This window comes from Microcystis protocystis FBCC-A270 (assembly GCF_050500235.1).
GTDB classification, from domain to species: domain Bacteria; phylum Cyanobacteriota; class Cyanobacteriia; order Cyanobacteriales; family Microcystaceae; genus Microcystis; species Microcystis ichthyoblabe_A.
Window position 1 is genome coordinate 924,202 of the sequence record NZ_CP191407.1, and the last position, 19,904, is coordinate 944,105.

General features: G+C 43.5%; 20 protein-coding genes, 1 tRNA gene and 4 pseudogenes. 11 read left to right on the plus strand and 14 right to left on the minus strand.

Going from position 1 to position 19,904, the window contains the following annotated elements; all coding sequences use genetic code 11:
* The first annotated feature begins 83 nt into the window (after positions 1–83).
* Entirely contained in the window at positions 84–548 is a 465-nt protein-coding gene (locus ACQY1X_RS04430; RefSeq protein WP_002738176.1) for a DNA phosphorothioation-associated protein 4, read from the plus strand.
* A 127-nt stretch (positions 549–675) separates the two neighbouring features.
* Positions 676–1,099 (plus strand): annotated as a pseudogene (locus ACQY1X_RS04435) (transposase); the annotation flags it as partial.
* 146 nt (positions 1,100–1,245) lie between these two features.
* Here the strand turns inward: ACQY1X_RS04435 and ACQY1X_RS04440 are convergent.
* Positions 1,246–2,525 (minus strand): annotated as a pseudogene (locus ACQY1X_RS04440) (IS1634 family transposase); the annotation flags it as partial.
* Between the two features lie 138 nt (positions 2,526–2,663).
* Positions 2,664–3,058 (minus strand): annotated as a pseudogene (locus ACQY1X_RS04445) (DUF4277 domain-containing protein); the annotation flags it as partial.
* Between the two features lie 640 nt (positions 3,059–3,698).
* On the opposite strand from ACQY1X_RS04445, the gene ACQY1X_RS04450 reads away from it, so the two are divergent.
* Complete coding sequence (locus tag ACQY1X_RS04450) at positions 3,699–4,319, plus strand: metalloprotease (protein WP_104396311.1); 621 nt, start codon at positions 3,699–3,701, stop codon at positions 4,317–4,319.
* A 51-nt stretch (positions 4,320–4,370) separates the two neighbouring features.
* Here ACQY1X_RS04450 and ACQY1X_RS04455 read toward each other — a convergent pair whose 3' ends face one another.
* The 9 genes from ACQY1X_RS04455 to ACQY1X_RS04495 all read right to left on the minus strand — a co-directional run bounded on the left by ACQY1X_RS04455 (position 4,371) and on the right by ACQY1X_RS04495 (position 10,822).
* Complete coding sequence (locus tag ACQY1X_RS04455) at positions 4,371–4,541, minus strand: hypothetical protein (RefSeq protein ID WP_002776166.1); 171 nt, start codon at positions 4,539–4,541, stop codon at positions 4,371–4,373.
* An 88-nt stretch (positions 4,542–4,629) separates the two neighbouring features.
* Complete coding sequence (locus ACQY1X_RS04460) at positions 4,630–5,358, minus strand: Bax inhibitor-1/YccA family protein (protein WP_002776167.1); 729 nt, start codon at positions 5,356–5,358, stop codon at positions 4,630–4,632.
* Positions 5,359–5,771: 413 nt separating this feature from the next.
* Positions 5,772–6,752, minus strand: a complete 981-nt coding sequence (gene chlG / locus ACQY1X_RS04465; RefSeq protein WP_287231484.1) for a chlorophyll synthase ChlG — start codon at positions 6,750–6,752, stop codon at positions 5,772–5,774.
* A 6-nt stretch (positions 6,753–6,758) separates the two neighbouring features.
* On the minus strand, positions 6,759–7,835 hold the full coding sequence (locus tag ACQY1X_RS04470) for a Get3/ArsA fold putative tail anchor-mediating ATPase NosAFP (protein ID WP_024970494.1): 1,077 nt from the start codon (positions 7,833–7,835) through the stop codon (positions 6,759–6,761).
* Between the two features lie 22 nt (positions 7,836–7,857).
* Positions 7,858–8,049 carry a cytochrome b6f subunit PetP gene (gene petP / locus ACQY1X_RS04475; protein WP_002742483.1) on the minus strand — a complete coding sequence of 64 codons (192 nt, stop codon included), beginning with the start codon at positions 8,047–8,049 and terminating at the stop codon, positions 7,858–7,860.
* 200 nt (positions 8,050–8,249) lie between these two features.
* On the minus strand, positions 8,250–8,582 hold the full coding sequence (locus ACQY1X_RS04480) for a hypothetical protein (RefSeq protein WP_002776171.1): 333 nt from the start codon (positions 8,580–8,582) through the stop codon (positions 8,250–8,252).
* Between the two features lie 94 nt (positions 8,583–8,676).
* Positions 8,677–9,573 (minus strand): ABC transporter permease, encoded by an 897-nt coding sequence (locus ACQY1X_RS04485; RefSeq protein ID WP_002733759.1) that lies wholly within the window; start codon positions 9,571–9,573, stop codon positions 8,677–8,679.
* A gap of 226 nt (positions 9,574–9,799) precedes the next feature.
* A complete protein-coding gene (locus ACQY1X_RS04490) occupies positions 9,800–10,432 on the minus strand; it encodes a DUF305 domain-containing protein (RefSeq protein ID WP_149107200.1) in 633 nt (210 codons plus the stop codon).
* A 222-nt stretch (positions 10,433–10,654) separates the two neighbouring features.
* The gene (locus ACQY1X_RS04495) at positions 10,655–10,822 is read right to left on the minus strand and encodes a hypothetical protein (protein WP_154663928.1); all 168 of its coding nucleotides are present in this window, start codon (positions 10,820–10,822) and stop codon (positions 10,655–10,657) included.
* A 102-nt stretch (positions 10,823–10,924) separates the two neighbouring features.
* On the opposite strand from ACQY1X_RS04495, the gene ACQY1X_RS04500 reads away from it, so the two are divergent.
* From ACQY1X_RS04500 to ACQY1X_RS04510, 3 genes are all read left to right on the plus strand, one after another.
* Complete coding sequence (locus ACQY1X_RS04500) at positions 10,925–11,860, plus strand: PEP-CTERM sorting domain-containing protein (RefSeq protein WP_002802666.1); 936 nt, start codon at positions 10,925–10,927, stop codon at positions 11,858–11,860.
* Positions 11,861–12,007: 147 nt separating this feature from the next.
* A complete protein-coding gene (locus tag ACQY1X_RS04505; RefSeq protein WP_430014062.1) occupies positions 12,008–12,217 on the plus strand; it encodes a hypothetical protein in 210 nt (69 codons plus the stop codon).
* A gap of 189 nt (positions 12,218–12,406) precedes the next feature.
* Complete coding sequence (locus ACQY1X_RS04510) at positions 12,407–13,273, plus strand: Rpn family recombination-promoting nuclease/putative transposase (RefSeq protein ID WP_430014063.1); 867 nt, start codon at positions 12,407–12,409, stop codon at positions 13,271–13,273.
* A gap of 128 nt (positions 13,274–13,401) precedes the next feature.
* On the opposite strand, the gene ACQY1X_RS04515 is transcribed toward ACQY1X_RS04510, so the two are convergent.
* Both ACQY1X_RS04515 and ACQY1X_RS04520 read right to left on the minus strand, forming a co-directional pair.
* Positions 13,402–13,483: transfer RNA gene (locus ACQY1X_RS04515), tRNA-Leu, on the minus strand.
* A 54-nt stretch (positions 13,484–13,537) separates the two neighbouring features.
* Positions 13,538–14,218: a hypothetical protein gene (locus tag ACQY1X_RS04520; protein ID WP_430014064.1), complete on the minus strand. Its 681-nt coding sequence runs from the start codon at positions 14,216–14,218 to the stop codon at positions 13,538–13,540.
* 123 nt (positions 14,219–14,341) lie between these two features.
* Here ACQY1X_RS04520 and ACQY1X_RS04525 point away from each other — a divergent pair, with 123 nt between their 5' ends.
* Positions 14,342–15,397 (plus strand): ABC transporter ATP-binding protein, encoded by a 1,056-nt coding sequence (locus ACQY1X_RS04525; RefSeq protein ID WP_430014065.1) that lies wholly within the window; start codon positions 14,342–14,344, stop codon positions 15,395–15,397.
* A gap of 198 nt (positions 15,398–15,595) precedes the next feature.
* On the opposite strand, the gene rimK is transcribed toward ACQY1X_RS04525, so the two are convergent.
* The gene (gene rimK, locus ACQY1X_RS04530; RefSeq protein WP_002734374.1) at positions 15,596–16,501 is read right to left on the minus strand and encodes a 30S ribosomal protein S6--L-glutamate ligase; all 906 of its coding nucleotides are present in this window, start codon (positions 16,499–16,501) and stop codon (positions 15,596–15,598) included.
* Positions 16,502–16,979: 478 nt separating this feature from the next.
* On the opposite strand from rimK, the gene rlmN reads away from it, so the two are divergent.
* The 4 genes and pseudogenes from rlmN (at position 16,980) to ACQY1X_RS04550 (ending at position 19,624) form a co-directional block, all read left to right on the plus strand.
* Positions 16,980–17,993, plus strand: a complete 1,014-nt coding sequence (gene rlmN / locus ACQY1X_RS04535) for a 23S rRNA (adenine(2503)-C(2))-methyltransferase RlmN (protein WP_002733388.1) — start codon at positions 16,980–16,982, stop codon at positions 17,991–17,993.
* A gap of 283 nt (positions 17,994–18,276) precedes the next feature.
* Positions 18,277–18,834, plus strand: coding sequence for a hypothetical protein (locus ACQY1X_RS04540; RefSeq protein ID WP_002734482.1), 558 nt, complete (start codon positions 18,277–18,279; stop codon positions 18,832–18,834).
* A gap of 92 nt (positions 18,835–18,926) precedes the next feature.
* A pseudogene (locus tag ACQY1X_RS04545) lies at positions 18,927–19,091 on the plus strand (23S rRNA (adenine(2503)-C(2))-methyltransferase RlmN); the annotation flags it as partial.
* A 308-nt stretch (positions 19,092–19,399) separates the two neighbouring features.
* Positions 19,400–19,624 (plus strand): phycobilisome linker polypeptide, encoded by a 225-nt coding sequence (locus ACQY1X_RS04550; protein WP_002732223.1) that lies wholly within the window; start codon positions 19,400–19,402, stop codon positions 19,622–19,624.
* The last annotated feature ends 280 nt before the right edge of the window (positions 19,625–19,904 follow it).

Below are 19,904 nucleotides of genomic sequence, written 5' to 3' on the forward strand. Positions count from 1 at the left end.
GGGATAGATAAAATAGTTCATAGATACTGATAATTTCTATCTCCTGAATTTTGTAAACTTTTTTACTTTTTACTTGGTAAATAATGTCCATTCATCGAGTGCGTATTGCTAGAGATAAAGGGGAATTTGTCCAGTCCTTAGTTAATTTTAATCAGGGAATTGGTCCTTTTCAGACCTATGCTGATGTCATCGCTTTTGCGGCGGCTTTAGGGGTAAGATATCAAGAGAGGGTGGCCATAGAAAATGTAGCGAAGGAACCCTCACCTATTAACCTAGAAATTTTTATTTCTCGTGGCTACGATACCCTAATCAAATTATTGGCAGTCAATGAATTGCAAGACACAAAAATTCTTTCTCCCCACGGGGTAGATTCGGAAGCTTTGCGAGTGACAATTTTCGAGGAATATGCCAACGCCGGTTTAGCAAGATTAGAACGAGAATTGCGCGGTGCGGTGGATTATACTGAAAGATTATTGTTAATTATCAGTCAAGAACGTTTTCGAGAAATTACTGCCACAACGGAATTCGATTTAGGCAGATTTTTGTAGTAGAAATCGCCAATTCAAAAATGAAACGCATCAACCTCAAGAGTTGTCAAAGAAAGGCTCATCAGGTACTGTCTGATCATTAACAAAAACAAATCAGACCCAAAAACGAAGCCCTCAACATCTTAACATAGAACAAAGAAACTTGCTCTACCAACTTAGTCAGGAGGGGAATTTATCTCAACGGCAAATGGCCGTCTGGCTCGGATGTCATCAAAGCACGACCAGAGCGAGAATTAAGAAGGAATCAAAGTTCCCTAGGCTGCTATCTACCTGACACAGCAGAAGCTGAAAGCGAGACGCGCACCAAAAATGCCAAACAACCCTTTAAAAATGTCAGCGAGTTAGCCTTAGAGTTGGTCAAAGAAGGATTGAAAGATTATCATAGTCCCGAACAAATAGCAGGTCGTCTGAAAAAAGCTGGTCAAGAATCGCTCAGTCATGAAACCATCTATCCCACATTCCGCACCCTAAGTGTCACAACGTCTCAAAAGAGGAAGGGGCGTGAGTCAAAATACTTATCTAGAGGAGTGAGTTGGCGGCAAGCTGCCGGCAACTAAGCCGAAAATTTCAGGGTTCCCCCAGTAATTCTCAATAAACAGTGCTTATTGAGAATTACTGGGCAATCAGACTTAACATCTAGGGGGAGATGTTCGAGTAGTGCTTAAGTTTTATTACCCCTTGAAGTCAATACCTCTCGTCAAGATAAGAGATAATATTCTTGGCAAGGTTTGGGAAAAAATCTCAAAATGTTGCGCCTCTCATCCGTTAAGTTGCTAATCTTTTGATTGTCTTGAATAGGTCGGAGATGAATCCCTTGAAAGTTCTGAAATATCCAGCGTAATGTTGGTCTGTCAGTTAACTTACCCAACTGATTTTTCAGTCCCGTCTCCTGCTGTTTTAAGTTCAGACGAAGTTGTCTTTGACCAATAGTATAAACCAGCAGGTACAAGCCCATGAGCATGGCCATGACCTCGATTCTATGGGGAGATTTGAGAAAGACACTGTGGGCAAAAAAGCAGGAGTCTTTGAGAAAAGAAAATCCTCTTTCTGGAGCTTGTTGCCCTTTATATTTTTTGAGTATATCCTCACTGCTCAATCGTTTTTTCTCCAATTCGTTAGTTGCTAAAACAAATTGTCCTGCTCGTTTCTTTAGCCTCTCAATGGCTGGCAAATTTAACTCTAATTCGGCTTGAACTTGATAGCTTTGAGAGGATAAATCGTCTTTTGATTTAAGTTTTGACTGCTGGGACTCAGGCGGAATGAGATTGACTTTAATCTCCGTTAACTGATGATATTTTAAGAAGTCAGATAATCCCTTGAATATCGCCAACGCCACCGCTCTATTCTCAAATTCTCTTCGGGATAGTTGGCGGATTTTTTCTTGGACAGAATTCTTTTCTTGCTCGATTTTTTTCTCTAATTTTTTCAAGTCTGATTCTTGTCTAGCTTGACTTTCAACTAGCAAACATCTTTGTTCTATCCCCCCATAGTTAGAGCTTGTTTCCCGCCAGGAATAACCCGGTATTTCTGAATCGGTTAACTCTTTTTCTGAGATGCTATCGACTAACTTTTGAGCCTCTTTAATGCTGAAGGGGACTCGAGACAACCAACGCATTTCTCTCATTAGTTTTAAATTCTCTTTGCTATAGAGGGCGCTATCGCCGACTATTAAACTGTCAAAGTCAACTTGTTTTTAAATTCTCGGGCGATTTGACCAAAAACCGCTTTGTCCGCTTCATTTCCGTCCCCTACTTTCAGGAATAAAGGTACATCTCCATCCCCACTTACGATTAAGTCAATCATAAATTATTTTAAGTCAGGTCTTCGGTCGCGGGAGTATCCGTAGGTAATTTTTATTGGCTTTTGTCTGGTTTCAATTTCTTCTCCCACTGCTCCTGATTTCAGGATTTCTACTGTTGGGTATTCCTTTTTATATTCTCCTTCTACTGATAGAGAAGTCGAATCTAAATGGGAATTCTGGCTCTTCTGGTTTCTGTGTGGAAACGAGGTCTATACTGATAGTTTCTTCGACAAAATAGTCCTAAAAGTGTTACCCGATAAGCATTTCACGATTCCATAAGCAAAAATTATCACACAAAGTCGAGAAGAGCCGAATTCTCGGTTGCTACACCAAATTTTTTCACGGCGGCTAAACTAATGAGTAGGAAAATGACCGAAACATTAAGTTGATAAAGTTTGTCCATTACTCGACCAATTTTATCATCATTTAATTGTTTGGGTTCGATGCCCTCTCCCAGCAGATGTTCGGTTGCTTTATCTTCAAAAAATTGAGGAAATAAATACAAGTCCCAGGAGACAAATCCCAATCCATTCAGGATAATTGCTTTGACGACTTGCCCCGCTGTGACAATTTCTCCTCGCTCAATTGAGACTTGTTCGTTGATAATTTCAACGATTCCTATTTCATCGATAATTCCGGCTACTAATCCCAGATGGTCTAGATTTTTGACTTCAATTTCTGTTGATTGATTCCTGGTCGAACAGTCCACTCGCCTCAGTTTTCCAACAATTCCTATTTTTTCATAATTAGGGCTTGCTGAATAAATCTAAAAACCTTGTTGGATAAGGCTTTTAGACTTTTTTTCCCTCAAAAAGTGCCGACCATTGGAGGGATCGGGGGTAAAATTCAGGTACTTTTTCCCTGAAAATTAGGTAACTGACTACCTCAAAATCGGTAAAACCCTACACCCCACACCCCACACCCTGCCCCCACCAACAAACTTTTTCAGCAGACCCTAATTAGGGGTTTCAAGACCCCCCTAGCTGGTGCCGAGAAAACCTTCACCAGCTAAGTATTTTTACTCAAGTCTCTGGAGGGGGATAGCTTATGTGACAGTTGAGGGTGCGGAATGTGGGATAAATATTTTACACAATTCATACCAGGTAAGCAACAGAGCTACGCCACTACTACCGAATCATTACCGAAAAACTTTTTCAGCAGACCCTAAGTGGTCGTGCCAAATTAATTTCCTAAACCTTGACCAGAAATTCTGTAAACTTCGATCAAAAGCTGCGTAAATTCTGTATTTTCTCTGGAAGTCTTAGATATAGCCTTTAGAATTGTAATCGTAGCGCTAGGCTAATTCAGATCAATTAAACTTTTTCCTCACTCCCGACTTTGTTAGTATCATGAAACCTAACTCTGGCCGTAAACGTTTATTATCCCTGATATCTGCTGTTTCCTGTAGTTCCCTCTTGATTTTATCCCCTCTAGCCCAGAGAGCGCAAGCAGACGATATTACGGATGCCCTAGAAGCGGTAATTGAATATACGGCTCAATTACACCAGATCAATTTTAAGTATTTGTTAAGTGATGGCCCGATAACCACTCCCTGCGGTGTAATTTCCCTAGCGGCTTTCTGCACTGTAGATAATACAGTTTACGTCAATCTCCAGCAAGTCACTCGCATTAGTGATAATCCCCTATTTCCCCTTTACGCCGTCGCTCACGAGGCTGCTCACGCTGTTCAGTGGAATCGGGGTATCGGTGGCATCGATGAAGGTGGAATGAGCATCGGCATTGAATTACAGGCCGATTGTCTAGCGGGAGATACCCTTTCCTGGTTATTTACCGAAGCAAGAAGTTTATCCAAACAGGATTATATAATAGCAGGAAAACTTCTAGCGGAAGCGGCCTCGGAAGTGGGCGATTTTGAAGCTCCCAATAACTCCCACGGCACACCACAACAGCGAGGTGATTCGGTCTTACAAGGATTCTACGGGGAAAATCATCAAGCCTGTATGCGTTAACTAACACTCAAGGCTCTATTTCCCCTAGAATGCTTAAAAAAGTTTAAAAAACTACTGTAACCCTAACCAAGATAGCAGACCTTGGCCAGTTAGATACTCGATCAACAAGGTGATCACAAAACCAATCATAGCGGCTCTACCGTTGAGGCGCTCGGCATAGTCATTAAAACCAAATTTGGGGTCTTCTAATTTGGGAGTTTGAGTCGGTTGTGGTTCAGGCATAATCTTTACAGTCCGTTTACATTTCTTTACTATTCTAGCGGAGTTAGAAGTTAGGTTGTAACTAATTTCTAACTCCTCCCTATTTGCCCTAATCCCGACCGTTAAGAGCGATTAAAAGGCGCAGAATAAAGATAAATAGGTTGATATAGGTCAAATACATCGATAAAGCAGCACTGAGATACTGTTCATCTCTGTAGGTACGGGGCAAGATGTAAAAGTCCACCACTGCCGAGCCAGCAAACAAGAAAACCCCGATGCCAGAAATAGCGATTTCTAACCAGGTGGGAGTACCGCCACCAAAGATAGAGAAAATTAGCTGACCAATGAGAACAATAAAAAGAGCGAGAATACCGATGCTAACGGTTTGAGTCAGCGCCAAACCATCTTTTTCCGACAGATTCGAGCCGATATTGCGTCCCAACACAAAAGCGAGGCCGCAACCGAGGGCAGCAATTGCCACTCCTCGCAAACCAACACCGGAAGTACCTAGGGCCACATAGACGATTCCACTGAGAGTATAGCCAGAAAGAAGACTATAGAGAGTCAGCAGGGGCAGAGCAGTGCTTTTATTGCCGCTTTCCGCACTACTACGCGCGACAAAAAATAAAATAATCTCGGCAACCAGGGCGACAAAGAAAGTCGGGAAGAAAATCTGGGGATAGGATTGGATCACACCTAAACCGCCATAGGTTCCCACCGCAGTTAAAATTAGACCACCACCGAGATAGGGCAGGGCCTTGGGGATAACATTGGGGCCGATAAGTGCTTGGCTTTTAGCCTCGCGTAAAGCTTGGCGAAAATTACTGGTATTACTCATGGTGATAGGGTGCGAGATACTTGTCTCAATCAATCTTGTTAAACAGGAACTATTCTTGATTAGTTCGTCAAGAATGGCGAATCGGAGGGAAGAAAAAAAGGTAAATTTTTCCCCCGGCATCGATTCCCTCTTAATTGTAACGAAAAGACTAGGGATCGAGCTAAGTAGGTAGGTATTAAAAATTGTCAGATACCCCCCTTATCAAGGGGGCGGGGGGGATCGACACCCCCCTTATCAAGGGGGGATCCCCCCGCCTATCGGCACCCCCCTTATCAAGGGGGGATTAAGGGGGGATCGAACCGAAAATCTATTTTCACCCCTCTTGACGGATCAAGTTACCGTAAACAGAAACCCAATTCAAGGCGATTATGTCCCATAAACTGGATATTTCCAGTTTTTATTAATTACAATCTTCAGAGTATCCCCTGACCTAAAGCCAAACCTGTCACCAACATTCCTAACACTAGGAAAGGCTGGGCGCTGGCTTGATATTTGACATCATTTTTGAGCGGATCCCGCAGAAAATACATATCTTGGAAAGTGATCTGAGGGATAATTAATAACAGTAAAATAGCGGCATAAAGATTCTGATGAATACTAATCAGATAGCCCGCAATTCCCGCTTGAAAAACATCGATCATAATCACACAAATCCAAGCTGCAGTGGTAATTCCAAACATAACTGGCAAGGATTTTAAGCCTAATTTTTCGTCACCTTCCACACTTTTAAAGTCGTTGACCACAGCAATGCCTAACCCCGCTAGACTATAAATAAGGGTTAAGATCATAATTGTCCAATTTAACTGACCAAAAAGGGCGTGACCTGCCCACCAAGGTAATGCTATATAACTAGCACCGAGGGCATAATTTCCCAGCCAACCATTTTGTTTTAATTTTAAGGGTGGCGCTGAATAAATATAGGCAATAAAAGAACCAAATAGGGTTAAACAGAGCATGATTGGGAAATCATGACCAGCCCAGCGATCGAGAAGATAAGATATTCCTAACCCAGCTGCTAATAAAACCAAAATCTGGCCGACCACTTGCGGAATAGAAATCACCCCCGAAGGAATCGGACGGTAGGGTTCATTAATTGCATCGATTTCTCGATCGTAAAAATCATTTAAAGTTTGGGTATAACCAGTCATCAATGGACCGGAAAGTAACATACAGGTGGCCGCTTTTAAGACATCTTCTAAAGACCAAGTATAATTACCCGATGAAGCAGCCCCACAGACAACCCCCCAAATTAGGGGAATCCAAGTGATCGGCTTCATCAATTGTAAGCGGATTTTCCAGAGGGAGGTTTCTGCCGATGAGGCCCCTTTCATGCCCAATAATTGGCGAGTTTTTGCGCCTCGATTATCCTTGTTTTCTATCTCGCTGTTCGACATAATCCCTTAAAAAGAAATAATTAAGTAACCTTCTTGGAATTTTGCCCCTTTTACCGATCTTCCGGTCAGAGGCGGTGGTACATCAATATTACGCCGTTGATCCCCGGCTTCGATGGTTAATTCTGGGCCCGATTGCGTCAGTTTTACCTGTTTTTTCTCGAATCCGGGTAAATAAACCTTGACCTGACCGGCTGCCGTATCGATTATTAACGGTTTGGGCGGCTGCACCGTGAGAAAATTGGGTAACTCGGCGATTAACTCCTGCCAATCTTCTCCTTGACGGTCGGGTAAAATCGCCGCCGGCAGCGGGGCAAAATCCTCGGTGGCACTCTGACAGCGATTAAAAATCACTCCCCCCACATTTAAACCGATTTGCTGCGCCCCACCCCAAAGATATTTGGCCTCTGCGATCGCAATTGGATCATCATTGGTGACTAGATAGGCTAAAACTCGCCGAGGATCGGCTAAAGCGGAACGTCCCTCGTCTAGAATGTTATTATCGACCTTCTTCCCTAAACCGTCGGGATTAAAGGAGAAATTCAGCACGGCGGCGGCGATTGGTTGGAAAAAGGGAGAAAGGGTGCGACCAATCTCAGAATCGCTGAAAACCTGGCGAAAACGCCGTGAATACCAGCTGCCCACCTCTGGAATCGCCAACATTCGCAGACTGTTGATATCTCCGCTGCCGTCGTAGATGATGACATCGTAATTTCCGCTTTTATCCTGTTCCCGCAGGAAATTTAAGGCTAGAGCTTGGTCCATTCCGGGTAAAACGCCCAACTCTTGACCATAAACATTTTTCAAGGTGGGAGAACGCAAATACTGCTTTTCCAATTCCTTGACTTCTTCCCAACTTTTTTCTAGTAAATGTGTACTACTAAGCTGCACAACCGAGAGATTGGGGGCAATTTCTGTAATGGAGGAGCTAGGGGAGGCCTTGAGGAGTAATCCCCAAGCAGGGCTAGGATCCTGACCGATCAAGAGAACTTTTGACCCCAGACCAGCCATTTTCTTTGCCGAAGCGATCGCTATTGTACTGCAACCGCTGCCCCCCTTGCCCAAAAAGGTCAAAATTAAGGACATAATTAGTTCCTAAGCGTTATATTTAGATGAGTTTGAGTTCATCTTCAAAAAACCAAGTAGCGGTCTTATCATCGAACTGGACAACAGCACCAACACCGCTGCCATCGGTCATCTTAAAATTTTTGATGACACCCACTTTACCCAATTTACCCGCTACATCCGAGTTAACGCGGTCTCTTAAGCGACAGACCTTGACTTTTTGCCCGATTTCCATTACTTCCACAGTTTTAATAAGACGATAATTCAATAAACCAATCCTAAGTTTAATATAAATTCGTGTAAGATAAACCCCCCAATGCTCTTCAGTTATCGGTCTTTCTCAGATCATCTGCACTTAGCGATCATATATACTAAGCAATAGGACAAAATCAACCTCCTGGTTAGGATGGGCAAAAGGCAAATCAAAAAGGGGTTTTATTTGGTTTCTGGGGCAGAATTTTGCAGATTTTCCAGTTGTTCTCTTTGCTTGCGTTTAAACTCCTCAGCCGCTTGGTTGATATTATTGCGAGTATCTTCCTGAAACTCCGATCCGTCCCGGCTACGGCGAAAATTACTATTATGAATCAAGTCTAAAGGATCAAAACCACCGAGAGCATCCCTGCCATCGGAACTACGTTCATTTTTTTGATAATCCGGCTGACTGGGGTTCAAGCTTTGAGCTAACACTTGCGGATTAAAATCAGCCCCGACTAATAGAATAGTAGCTAGAAATAAAGACGATTTGATTAACATTTTTTGAGTATTCATAATCTAACTAACTCCTCAGAAAATTATCTTGTTTTTGGTGGTGAGAAAGTTACAAGCTTTTCAGTGAACTGATAACTGATAACTGATAACTGATTTAAGCAAAACGACGACGAAGTAAGGGCTGAATTGCTAAAAGGATTAGCAGATCAAAAGCTGAGAGCAGGGCTAAAACTGTCAAGAAATTGAGGTCAAGCCAAGGGGTTTGTAAGACTATGCTATCAAAAGACCAGTGCTGATTGAAATAAATATAACGGATCGGTTCGATCGCATAGGTAAGAGGGTTGAGACTAGCGATTACTTTTAACCAATCTGCCATAAAGTTTAAGGGAGCGAGGGCGGTACTGGCAAATAAAAGCGGTAAATTGGTGACGAAAATGACGGCGATTAATTCGATATGTCCGGGGAGAGCAAAGGTTAAACTGAGACTTAAGGCAGTCATCCCCAAAACGATCAGAAACACAATCAAAGCGATCGCACCTAATCCGGCTAAACTGGGCAATCCTGCCCCTAAAAAGGCACTAGCGGCCACGATCGAGGCGGTTTGGATGAAACTGAGGGCGATAATATAGATGGTAGAAGCGGCCACGATCGAGTACCGAGTGGTTAAAGGTGCTACCAAGAGACGGTTAAGAAAGCCAAATTCTCGATCGAACATTACCGGCAAACCGGCATTTAAGGCCCCGGAAAAAGCGGTAAAGACAATCACTCCGGGGGCGAGAAATTTAGCATAACTGAGATCGTTGCCGAATAGTCCCTGGGGGGCATTATAAAATAAAGCTCCAAATAAAATCAGCCACATAAAGGGCTGAATTACCCCCGCGATTAGGGTTGAAGGACGACGTTTTAATTGGATGAACAGACGTTTAGTCATGGCCAGAGTTTCTTGCAGAAATTCCCCTAGCACATTTCCCCCATCGTCCACCGTTGCTGCTCTAGTCGTATTGGGGGCTAAACTAGCTTTTAAGGAAGAAGGTGTGATCGTTTGGCTCATGAAATATTTACCTCGAAAGGGAAGGGTTTAGGTAGAGATTTTGGGATTGTCACTCTCAATCCCCAGCAAGCTAACGGTTTTATTTTAAAGTGAACAGAAGGATATAGCAGTTATCTTTATTTTGAGGCGATAAGTCTCTGGTTTTAGGGGACACCAGAACTTCTGTATCAGTTAAGCGTACTTGCATTAGGGAACGCACCCGACAAAATCGCGATCGCAATACCAGCTAATGATGCATCCCACCCATTGGATTGCGATCACCAAACCAAGCCATCAACCAAGTTTGCATCTGCTGAATTTCCCGGCGCTGGCTAGTGGCAATGTTCTCAGCAAAAGGCCGGACAGCCTGATGCTTCACCAGATTATGATTCAGGAGCATTTGCGACATCATCACGGCTCCCATATGATGTTTAATCATATCTTGTAAAAAAGTTTGATCTAGGGCATCGCCCTGAAGTTGACTCAGATCGCGCATCATGGGAACGTAGGAGACGCTAATATTCCTTCCGGGATACCACTCGTTGAGCCAGTTTTTCATCTGAGCAATTTCAGCAGTTTGCACTTGAATGATCTTTTGAGCAAACTGCCTCATCTCAGGACGACTAGTGCGTGTCAGAATAACCTGGACGGTATCGATTGCCTCCTGATGGTGAGGAATCATTTGGGCAAGATAGTTAAACTCGCTACTGACCTGCATATGATCCATCATACCCATGCCGTTGGGAGAAAATTGAGCAGAGGCGGAATCTGGAGAATTTCCAGATGGACGTGTCATAAGTAAAGTTGAGGTTGCAGCCAACCCAAGAGCGGCAACCGCCCCCAGTACAATAATGGCTTTATTTTTCATGGGAGAAACCATTTACAAACCTCACTACAGTATAGCACCTGCCCAAAAGTAACCGGAACTATCTTGACCAAGAAATTGGCAGTCTAAAGGCTGAACTCACCCGCCGTCGTTAACTTCCGATAAGGCTCAGACAGTACCTGATGAGCCTTTCTTTGTCAACTCTTGAGGTCTTGAGGTAACATACACTTGAGGTTGATGCGTTTCATTTTTGAATTGGCGTTCTATAAAGGTAGATCAGACAGTGATGCAATTCAGACTTGAATTAGCCTTGCTTTTTTGTAATTCGGCAATCTGATAATCAATAATGCTTTGGGCAAATTTTTCTTGATCTTTGATGGAGTTTAAAATCTTTTTAAGGCGTTTTTCTGTTTCAGGCTGAACAGATAGATGAAAATCTAACATAAACTGTCTCATTACCACAAATCAAGCGGGATTTCATTCTAGCAAGCGTCAGCCCTGGGGGAGAAGAATGTAAATATTTATTAAATTGTAGCTTTTAATACAATGTGGGGGGGAAATGTGTATGTTGTATGTTACCTCAAGTGTATGTTGCCCTTTAAGCCCTATTCGTGTTTAATTCTAAAAATGAAAAATCCAATTTTAGCGGCGCTGAGTCAAAAATCTCTCTCAGTTGGTATTGTGGCATCAACCGTTTTCTTCGGCACTACTAGCCAAGCCTTGGCCAGCGTTCTGATTGCCGGAGCTCCCTATGATGCTAGTTTTCTCAACGACGTTCAAGCAAAAATTGCTGGAACTGGCCTGATTTCTGGGAGCGTAGATATACTGAATGTCAGTTCTTCTACCCCGACTCTCGCGCAATTACAGGCTTATGATGCCGTACTATTCTTTTCTGATTTCGGTTTTGCCGATCCAACCACTTTCGGTAACGTATTAGCAGATTACGTCGATGCGGGTGGTGGAGTAGTCCAAGCGACTTTTTCATTCTGGAGCGCTGGCGTAGACATTGGTGGTCGGTGGAGGGCGCAAAACTACGATGTTTGGCAACCAGGAGGACAGAACCAACGCAGAAATCTAACATTAGGAACAATTTACGATCCATCCAACCCGATCCTCGCAGGCGTTACCAGCTTCAATGGCGGATCAAGGAGTTTCTACAATACAGTGGGACCTCTCAACCCCGGTGCGGTAGCAGTGGCTGACTGGAGTAATGGTGCACCGCTAATCGCCGTCAATACCTCCACATTTGCGGGCAAAATAGCTGGGTTGAATTTTTATCCCCCATCAAGCGATGCTCTCTCCGGTCTCTGGGTCAGTAGTACCGATGGCGCACTGTTAATGGCCAATTCCCTGAACTTCGTCACCAAACAAGTTTCTGTTCCCGAACCCAATTCTCTTCTTGGACTGTTTGCTATCGGCACTCTTGGCGCAGCTTCAACCCTCAAACGCAAACTAAAATCATCCAAATCAGCCGAGAAGTAAACCACAAAAGTCGGCTAAATTGGCCACAAAATATCACAAACACCCCTTCATTCAGTCAGTGGAGGGGGTTTTGTTTTTTTGGTTTTTCGATGGGTAGCATCTCAGTCGTGAATTATGCTAGGATTAGCCCTAGAATGAGCAAAAATCATGACTACACAAGCAACAGTAATCCAAGGCACAGCCAGGGAAATTAGAGAAGCACTGGCGCTTATATCAGATGATGAAATTGTCCCCCTTATGGTGGGTCGTCCCAGCTTATCTATTATTGCCAGAAAATTACAGCACGAGGCCGCAACTCTTGGCATGACAGCTGCGGAACACGACGCACTCATGGCATCGTTAAAAGATGATTTGTGATACGGGTTGTTGTTGATACCAATATTCTTGTCAGTTTCGCCATCCGTCCGAACGAAAATTTTGAGCAAATGTTCGATTTTTTGGCGAGACAGGGCATTACCTTGATTTCCGATGATACAGTTTCCTCTCTCTTTTTTTGGGGGTTTTATGGGAAGATCGGGAAAGAGCTATGGTGCAATCCCGATCATAATGAAACGAGACTCGATATTTTACCGGCTTTTTCAACAATCCCCCTCCCTTCTCTTCGATTTACTGGAAAACCCGCCAGATAATGCCACCGAATACCGCTTTGACTCCGTAGCCGTCAAAGAACCCAAATTTGAGATCGATGGCGTATTCCTGCCACCCGATAATGATAGTAGCGGGGTGATCTATTTTTGCGAAGTGCAATTTCAAAAAGACGAACGACTGTATGAAAGGGTATTTGGTGAATCATTTTTGTATTTTTATCGTCAGCGAGAACGATTTACCGATTGGCAAATTGTTGTCATCTATCCCACCCGCAGCCTAGAACAAAGTAATGCCCATCCCTACCGGGCGCTGCTCAATTGTCCTCAGGTGCATCGAATTTATCTGAACGAATTAGGGGAAATTCAGCAGTTACCGTTAGGGGTTGCCTTGATGGTACTCACTACTGTGGAAGAAACCCAAGCACCAGAAAAAGCCCGCTATTTACTGGCACGAACCCAAGAGCAAATTGCAGATACAGAAGCCAGTCGCGCCATAATGGAAATGATTGCCACAATTATGGTCTATAAATTTACTAACTTGAGTCGGCAGGAGGTGGAAGCGATGCTAGGACTACAATTGGCAGATACAAGGGTATATCGTGAAGCCAAGGAAGAAGGACGACTGGAAGGACGACTGGAAGGACGACTGGAAGGGGAATCTGCCCTGATTTTGCGTCTGTTGCAACGTCGCTTTGGTGCGGTGGATGAGGTATTGGCTGCCCAGATTCAGGCTCTAGAAATCGAGCAATTAGAGTCCTTGGCTGAGGCTTTGTTGGATTTTACAACCTTAAACGACCTAGTGCTTTGGCTAAATCGCTACTCGTAACCGCTTAACTAAACTTAGTCAAACCTAAGCCACCTGAAAGGATGAGTTAGGAAATTTTGATGGCCAAATATCCATCCCTGACGATAGGTGACAAGGGCAATTCTTGTCAGAGGGCAGATAAAAGTTTATGCGGATGGCGAGACTCGAACTCGCAAGGCGTAAGCCACACGCCCCTCAAACGTGCGTGTCTACCAGTTCCACCACATCCGCTTGATTTTAGCTTAACCATTATAGCACAGAAAAAAAATAATCTGCAAGCAAATTTTAAAAATTACTGCCGCACAACTTTCGCGCCACCTGAGTTAGTACGGATAAACCTTTTAGGGAACCTTGAATCAAATGGAAGGCCGGGACAGGACGGATTAACATTTGTCGAGCTAGGGGCAATGGTAGCAGCTGACCTTGATTATCAATTGCCGGGGCTAAATCGGGTAAATCCTGTGTCACCTCGTCGCTAATCACGCGCACAATTGCCACTTTTTGCCCCCGTAAAGCCGCTAAAATCCTTGCTCCTTCCATATCTACCACCTCATAGCCCCCCTGTCCTAAACGTCGTTTTTCCTCGGATCGGCTAATCAGGCGATCGCTGGTTAAACCTTTAACGAGACTATATCCGGTTAATTGGGCGATTTCTGCGGTTATTTCTGGTTCGCACTGCCAATAACTCCCCGTTTCCGCGCCACAACCTTGATAGATTACCCCATCTCCGACCCGATAGCGATCGCTGAGACTGCCCGCTAATCCCAGTGTCACAATTTTTCCTGTAAACTTATTAAGAAATTCTAGAGATTGCCTAGAGACTGGGGAACTGTCGAGAAATTCTGGAGCGCCAAGGTTAATCGGGATAATTTGCGGGGCTAAATCGCCGATGTTCCTTAATCCTCGACGGATTGAGCTATGCTCGGCCCCCCGGGGAACGAGAATAATATCTTCAGGTGTGAGCATGAAATTTTTGAGAAAGTTTCCTAATTAGTCCATTGAGATGTTATAAATAATAGTAGTGAACTAATTAGGAATAATTCTTAAGTAAATAGCCCTGCCACTGACTGGGCGATTGTCTTTCTCACCATGAAAAAGTCTGTCATTCTGCGTTTATCCGAGGTTAACAAGCGTTTTCCCGCTTCTCCTACTCTAGCTGTCGATAATATCAGTTTTAGTTTAACAGAGGGCGAAATTCTCGGATTATTGGGTCCGTCGGGTTGCGGTAAAACCACTCTACTGCGGATGATTGCGGGATTTGAAAAACCATCTCAAGGAGTGATTGAATTGGGAGGGCGAATAGTTGCCGACGAAAAAACCTTTATTCCCCCAGAAAAACGCAATACGGGCATGGTTTTTCAGGATTACGCTCTTTTTCCCCATTTAACCATTGCTGACAATATCGCCTTCGGTTTAAAAAACTCTGGGGAGAAATTATCGAGCAGAGCCATTAACGCTAGGGTGGCGGAAACTTTGGATTTAGTCGGACTGCAAGGACTAGAAAAACGTTATCCCCATCAGCTATCAGGAGGACAACAGCAAAGAGTCGCCCTCGCCCGCGCTTTAGCCCCAAAACCCTCTTTAATCCTCTTAGATGAACCTTTAAGTAATCTCGATGTGCAGGTCCGGCAACGCTTACGACACGAGATCCGTCATATCCTGAAAGCGACTGGTATCTCAGCCATTTTTGTCACCCACGACCGGGAGGAAGCAATGGTGATCAGTGACACAATTGCGGTCATTTGTCAAGGAAAATTAGAACAAATTAACAATCCCGAAGAAATTTATAGTCATCCGGCCTCGCGATTCGTGGCTGAGTTTGTCACCCAAGCTAACTTTCTCCCCGCTAGACGGGAGGGGGAACAATGGCAAACCGAGATAGGAGTCTGGGAAATCCCTGATGGTCAAGATTTGGACAAAGGGGAATTGATGCTGAGAGAGGAAGATGTCAAAATTAAGCCGGATGAGACGGGAGAGCTAGTTATTTGCGATCGCCAATTTTTGGGGCGGGAATACCGTTATTGTCTGCTAACGGCTACCGGCAGCCAAATCCACGCTAGAACAACGATTAACACCCAATTAGACATCGGTACAAAGGTAAAACTATCGATTATTCCCGATAGCGTCCGTGTATTTGCCGACTGATAACTGATACTAAATCCTGTTTAAGGGGTGTGGGGTGTAGGGTGTGGGGTGTGGGGAGCTTTTTCAGTAAAAAGGCAGCTCCGAGCTTATCGCTTAATACTATTGACTGATAACTTACCCACTGATAACTTACCCACTGATAACTTACCCACTGATAACTTACCCACTGATAACTGATAACTGATGCAAGGCTGACGGCTAATATTGATATCGATCGCGATTTAGGACTAGGGTGGCATTTTTAGCGACAAAATCAATAATTTTTTTGGCCACATCCACACCAGTGGCCGCTTCTATTCCTTCCAAACCGGGAGAGGAATTGACCTCGATAACCACAGGCCCGTGATTAGACCGTAATAAGTCCACACCCGCAACCCGTAAACCCATGGCTTTAGTGGCCCGTATAGCCGTACTGCGTTCCTCTGGGGTTAATTTTATCTTTTCTGCTTTGCCACCGCGGTGAAGATTAGAACGAAAATCCCCTTCGGCCCCCTGTCGCTTCATCGAGGCTACCACTTTTCCATCGATGACAAAACAGCGCAGATCTGCCCCACTGGCCTCTTTAATATACTCTTGTACTAGAATATTAGCCTCTAGTTGCCGAAAAGCTTCAATAACTGACTTGGCTGCTTGGTCGGTTTCCGCTAAGACTACGCCAATACCTTGGGTTCCTTCTAATAATTTAATCACTAGAGGGGTGCCGCCGACGGTTTCGATTAAACCATCGATATCTTGAGTTGCGTGAGCAATTCCCGTCACCGGTAAACCTATCCCTTCCCTGGCCAGGATTTGCAGACAACGCAATTTATCCCGCGACCGGGAAATTGCTTGCGAGTCGTTGGCAGTAAAAACATTCATCACCTCGAATTGTCGGACTACTGCGGTTCCATAGAAGGTTTTTGAGGCGGCAATACGGGGGATAATCGCATCGAAACTCTCTAAGGGTTTACCGTTATAAACAACCGTGGGTTTATGGGAGGTGATGTTCATGTAACAGCGCAAATAATTGATCACTCGTACCTCATGGCCTTGAGCTTCTCCCGCTTCTTTCAGTCGCTTGGTGGAATAAAGAGAAGTATCTTGCGATAAAATAGCGATTTTCATAAATTTTCGCTTAAATATTGCTTTTACAACTGAATAGCTCCTTATTTCCCCATATTGACTTTTTTTGCTGGCAACTCATAAAATTTCTGTTCTCGATCGAAGTCCATCGATTATTATGGCGCTGACAGTTCCCTTTGAACAGTTAGATTAAATGAAAAGTAAAAAAGTCAAGCTTAAGACTAGATTTATTTTTGTCGTCAGGCTCAGTTTAAGTAGCTGGTTATAATTAAATTAAAAATGGATTTGAGGTTCGATCCCCCCTGCCCCCCTTGATAAGGGGGGTGCCGATAGGCGGGGGTATCTGAAAACTTTTAACACCTACCTACTTAAGTTATAGTTTTAAGTATTTAATTGACTAACAAAGACTAGAGAAGGAGCAAAGGGAAAAAATGTCAATTAATCAATACAATTTTGTTACGATTTTGCTACTAGGCATGAGCGATCGGTTAGAATGATAAGGTGATCAACGATAATAATTATGACTTTACTGGCGAAATCTTTAGAGGAACTGACCGACTGGGTAAAAGACCAGGGACAACCCGCTTATCGGGGGAAACAATTACACCAATGGCTATACGAAAAAGGGGTGCATTCTTTGGCGGATATTTCCGTATTCCCCCAAGAATGGCGCAGCAAGCTGGCGGATTATCCTATCGGTCGTTCCCTTATACATTATCGCAGTGTAGCACCCGATCGCACTCGTAAATATCTGCTAAAACTGGCGGATGGTTTAATTATCGAAGCGGTGGGAATTCCTAGTGAAAAAAGATTAACAGTCTGTGTTTCTTCCCAAGTGGGTTGTCCGATGGCCTGTGATTTTTGTGCCACGGGAAAAGGGGGTTTTACTCGTAATTTAAAAGCCTATGAAATCGTTGACCAAGTATTAACAGTACAGGAGGATTTTCAACAGCGAGTTAGTCATGTGGTATTTATGGGGATGGGGGAACCTTTATTAAATATCCCCGAAGTGGTGACAGCGATTCATTCCCTGAATCAAGATGTGGGGATCGGTCAGCGTTGTTTAACGATTTCTACCGTGGGATTACCCCATAAAATCAAGCAACTAGCCGAACATAATTTACAAGTAACTTTTGCTGTTAGTCTTCATGCTTCTAATCAACAAGTTCGAGCTAAATTAATCCCCAGTGCCGACCATTATCCCCTAACTAATCTGATCCAAGACTGTCAGGAATACGTTCAAATCACGGGACGAAGGGTGACATTTGAATACATTCTTTTAGCGGGAGTGAATGATTTACCCGAACACGCAAGGGAATTAGTTAAACTGGTGAAAGGTTTTCAATCTCACGTCAATTTAATCCCCTATAATCCTATTCAGGAGGTGGATTATCAACGGCCTGATGAAAAGAGAATTAAGGCTTTTAAAACTATTTTAGAACAGGAAAAAGTCGCCGTTACTGTCCGTTATTCGAGAGGTTTAGCGGCCAATGCAGCCTGTGGACAATTGCGATCGAGCATCATGGTCAAATAAACTTGATTTGTTCACTACTCTATCATCAGTTTTCTCTGTTATAATTAGAGTAACAGAGGAGTGTTGGTTGTGTTGTTTGTTAATAATTGTAAAATTTAATCAAGATCGGGATGGTTATCGGGCAACACCTCAACGGTGGGGGCAAGTAACTGTTAAGTGTGCTTCTTGAACTAGCGGTTTTGGTTATCCCGTTGCGGAATTTTTTCAGAGAAGTAGATTTTAGTACTTGTCAACCGCAGTAACTCGACTGTTGGTGATTTTTTCGAGTTCGGGGGTAAGGATCATGAAAAGTCAAATATTAGCAATTGCAGCTTTAGGAACTTTAGCGGTTTTTAATTGTTTTTCTGGGGTAGCTTATAGTCGACCGCTACTTGTCGGCCAAGAACCAACCACACCCACCTTGATCGTAATTGATGATGAGGAGATGGCACAACTTCCCGTGCCTGTTCGTCAAGGATTGGAACTGTATCTAGCGGGCAATACTGGTGGTGCAGTTGATGTGTGGGTAGATAGCATGATTAAATTCGCCAAGGATCATGAGGATTTTTTTGAATCGGCCGAACAAGCTAGAAGGGATGTCCAGATCTGGGAGGAATCCCGTTTACAAATGAAAAAAATTCTCAAACAATACACTCAAGCTAGTGGACCTTGTAAACAATCTATTTTCCTGCAAGAACTTATCTATCCCCAGAATAAGTTTTTAAGACGTTTTTTCTTGAAACTTCGCCACGAACAAGATTCTTTGTTTATAGAGTTTATCACTTTACAGACCCCTAAAGGAGTGTATATTACCCACTTTCACTTCAATCAAGACCTGCGAGAAATCATCGGGGATGATTAAGTAGTACGACATCAATCGACTACACTAGATCAAGGAGGTAGCGTTGCGACTTATCGGCAGGCTTATCTTTAAACAATTAACAGCGATCACTTAATCCCATTCAAGAGGTGGATTATCAGCGGCCTGATGAAAAAAGAATTAAGGCTTTTAAAACTATTTTAGAACAGGAAAAAGTCGCCGTTACTGTCCGTTATTCGAGAGGTTTAGCGACCGATGCGGCCTGTGGACAATTGCGATCGAGCGTTATGGTAGAATAAACAGGCGTAAATCGGCCATTAACTAGGGTTGGCTGAATACATCTAAAAACCTTGTTGGGTAAGACGTTTAGACTTTTGGAAAATCAAAAAGTGCCAGCCATTGGAGGGATCGGGGGGAAAATTCAGGGACTTTTTCCCTGAAAATTAGGTAATTTACCAGATGAAAATGGGTACAACCCTACACCCTACACCCTGCACCCCACACCCTGGCCCCACGAGAAACTTTTTGCCGCAAACCCTAACTAGATTGCTAGTCTCCCTGCTAGGCTAAACTAGAGAACTATAACATCAATGTCGGAGCCATTTCGATGCAAAGTCTCTCTAGTGCCAAAGAAAATCGCCTTTTTGTCTATGAAGTCGTCGGTTTGAGTCAAAATGACAATACTGATAACCTAGATTATTCTATCCGTAAGAGTGGCAGTGTCTTTTTAACCGTTCCCTATAGCCGCATGAATCAAGAAATGCGTCGGATTACCCGTTTAGGCGCTCGCATCGTCAGCATTAAACCCTTAAACGCTGCTGCGGCCGAGTAGTTCATAAAATAATTATTGCTAATATCTGTCCCCCGCTCTTGTCCTCATCAGGCCAACCAGGGGGATTTTTAGCATAAACGGGAAAAAGTAACATAAATCTTAATAAAAAGTAAAATGCTGCAAATGTGACAGATTTTAACCAGAGACTTAACCTATCCTATCCAAAAGGATAAAAGCGATGTCTGTGGTTTTTTTAAGATAACTCTCAATTAGGCCTAGGTGTAGTGTACCGATGGTAGGCTAAACTATGGAACGATTATCGTGACTTGAGTTGGGAGTT

What these genes read in the sequence shown, in the direction of transcription:
- rlmN (WP_002733388.1), top strand. Translation starts at nt 16,980, where the DNA reads ATGACTTTACTGGCGAAATCTTTAGAGGAACTGACCGACTGGGTAAAA.
- ACQY1X_RS04520 (WP_430014064.1), bottom strand. Translation starts at nt 14,218, where the DNA reads ATGCTCACACCTGAAGATATTATTCTCGTTCCCCGGGGGGCCGAGCAT.
- ACQY1X_RS04510 (WP_430014063.1), top strand. Translation starts at nt 12,407, where the DNA reads ATGAAACGAGACTCGATATTTTACCGGCTTTTTCAACAATCCCCCTCC.
- rimK (WP_002734374.1), bottom strand. Translation starts at nt 16,501, where the DNA reads ATGAAAATCGCTATTTTATCGCAAGATACTTCTCTTTATTCCACCAAG.
- ACQY1X_RS04480 (WP_002776171.1), bottom strand. Translation starts at nt 8,582, where the DNA reads ATGAATACTCAAAAAATGTTAATCAAATCGTCTTTATTTCTAGCTACT.
- ACQY1X_RS04525 (WP_430014065.1), top strand. Translation starts at nt 14,342, where the DNA reads ATGAAAAAGTCTGTCATTCTGCGTTTATCCGAGGTTAACAAGCGTTTT.
- ACQY1X_RS04490 (WP_149107200.1), bottom strand. Translation starts at nt 10,432, where the DNA reads ATGGTTTCTCCCATGAAAAATAAAGCCATTATTGTACTGGGGGCGGTT.
- ACQY1X_RS04550 (WP_002732223.1), top strand. Translation starts at nt 19,400, where the DNA reads ATGCAAAGTCTCTCTAGTGCCAAAGAAAATCGCCTTTTTGTCTATGAA.
- ACQY1X_RS04485 (WP_002733759.1), bottom strand. Translation starts at nt 9,573, where the DNA reads ATGAGCCAAACGATCACACCTTCTTCCTTAAAAGCTAGTTTAGCCCCC.
- ACQY1X_RS04455 (WP_002776166.1), bottom strand. Translation starts at nt 4,541, where the DNA reads ATGCCTGAACCACAACCGACTCAAACTCCCAAATTAGAAGACCCCAAA.
- ACQY1X_RS04495 (WP_154663928.1), bottom strand. Translation starts at nt 10,822, where the DNA reads ATGTTAGATTTTCATCTATCTGTTCAGCCTGAAACAGAAAAACGCCTT.
- ACQY1X_RS04470 (WP_024970494.1), bottom strand. Translation starts at nt 7,835, where the DNA reads ATGTCCTTAATTTTGACCTTTTTGGGCAAGGGGGGCAGCGGTTGCAGT.
- ACQY1X_RS04500 (WP_002802666.1), top strand. Translation starts at nt 10,925, where the DNA reads ATGTGGGGGGGAAATGTGTATGTTGTATGTTACCTCAAGTGTATGTTG.
- ACQY1X_RS04430 (WP_002738176.1), top strand. Translation starts at nt 84, where the DNA reads ATGTCCATTCATCGAGTGCGTATTGCTAGAGATAAAGGGGAATTTGTC.
- ACQY1X_RS04450 (WP_104396311.1), top strand. Translation starts at nt 3,699, where the DNA reads ATGAAACCTAACTCTGGCCGTAAACGTTTATTATCCCTGATATCTGCT.
- chlG (WP_287231484.1), bottom strand. Translation starts at nt 6,752, where the DNA reads ATGTCGAACAGCGAGATAGAAAACAAGGATAATCGAGGCGCAAAAACT.
- petP (WP_002742483.1), bottom strand. Translation starts at nt 8,049, where the DNA reads ATGGAAATCGGGCAAAAAGTCAAGGTCTGTCGCTTAAGAGACCGCGTT.
- ACQY1X_RS04505 (WP_430014062.1), top strand. Translation starts at nt 12,008, where the DNA reads ATGACTACACAAGCAACAGTAATCCAAGGCACAGCCAGGGAAATTAGA.
- ACQY1X_RS04460 (WP_002776167.1), bottom strand. Translation starts at nt 5,358, where the DNA reads ATGAGTAATACCAGTAATTTTCGCCAAGCTTTACGCGAGGCTAAAAGC.
- ACQY1X_RS04540 (WP_002734482.1), top strand. Translation starts at nt 18,277, where the DNA reads ATGAAAAGTCAAATATTAGCAATTGCAGCTTTAGGAACTTTAGCGGTT.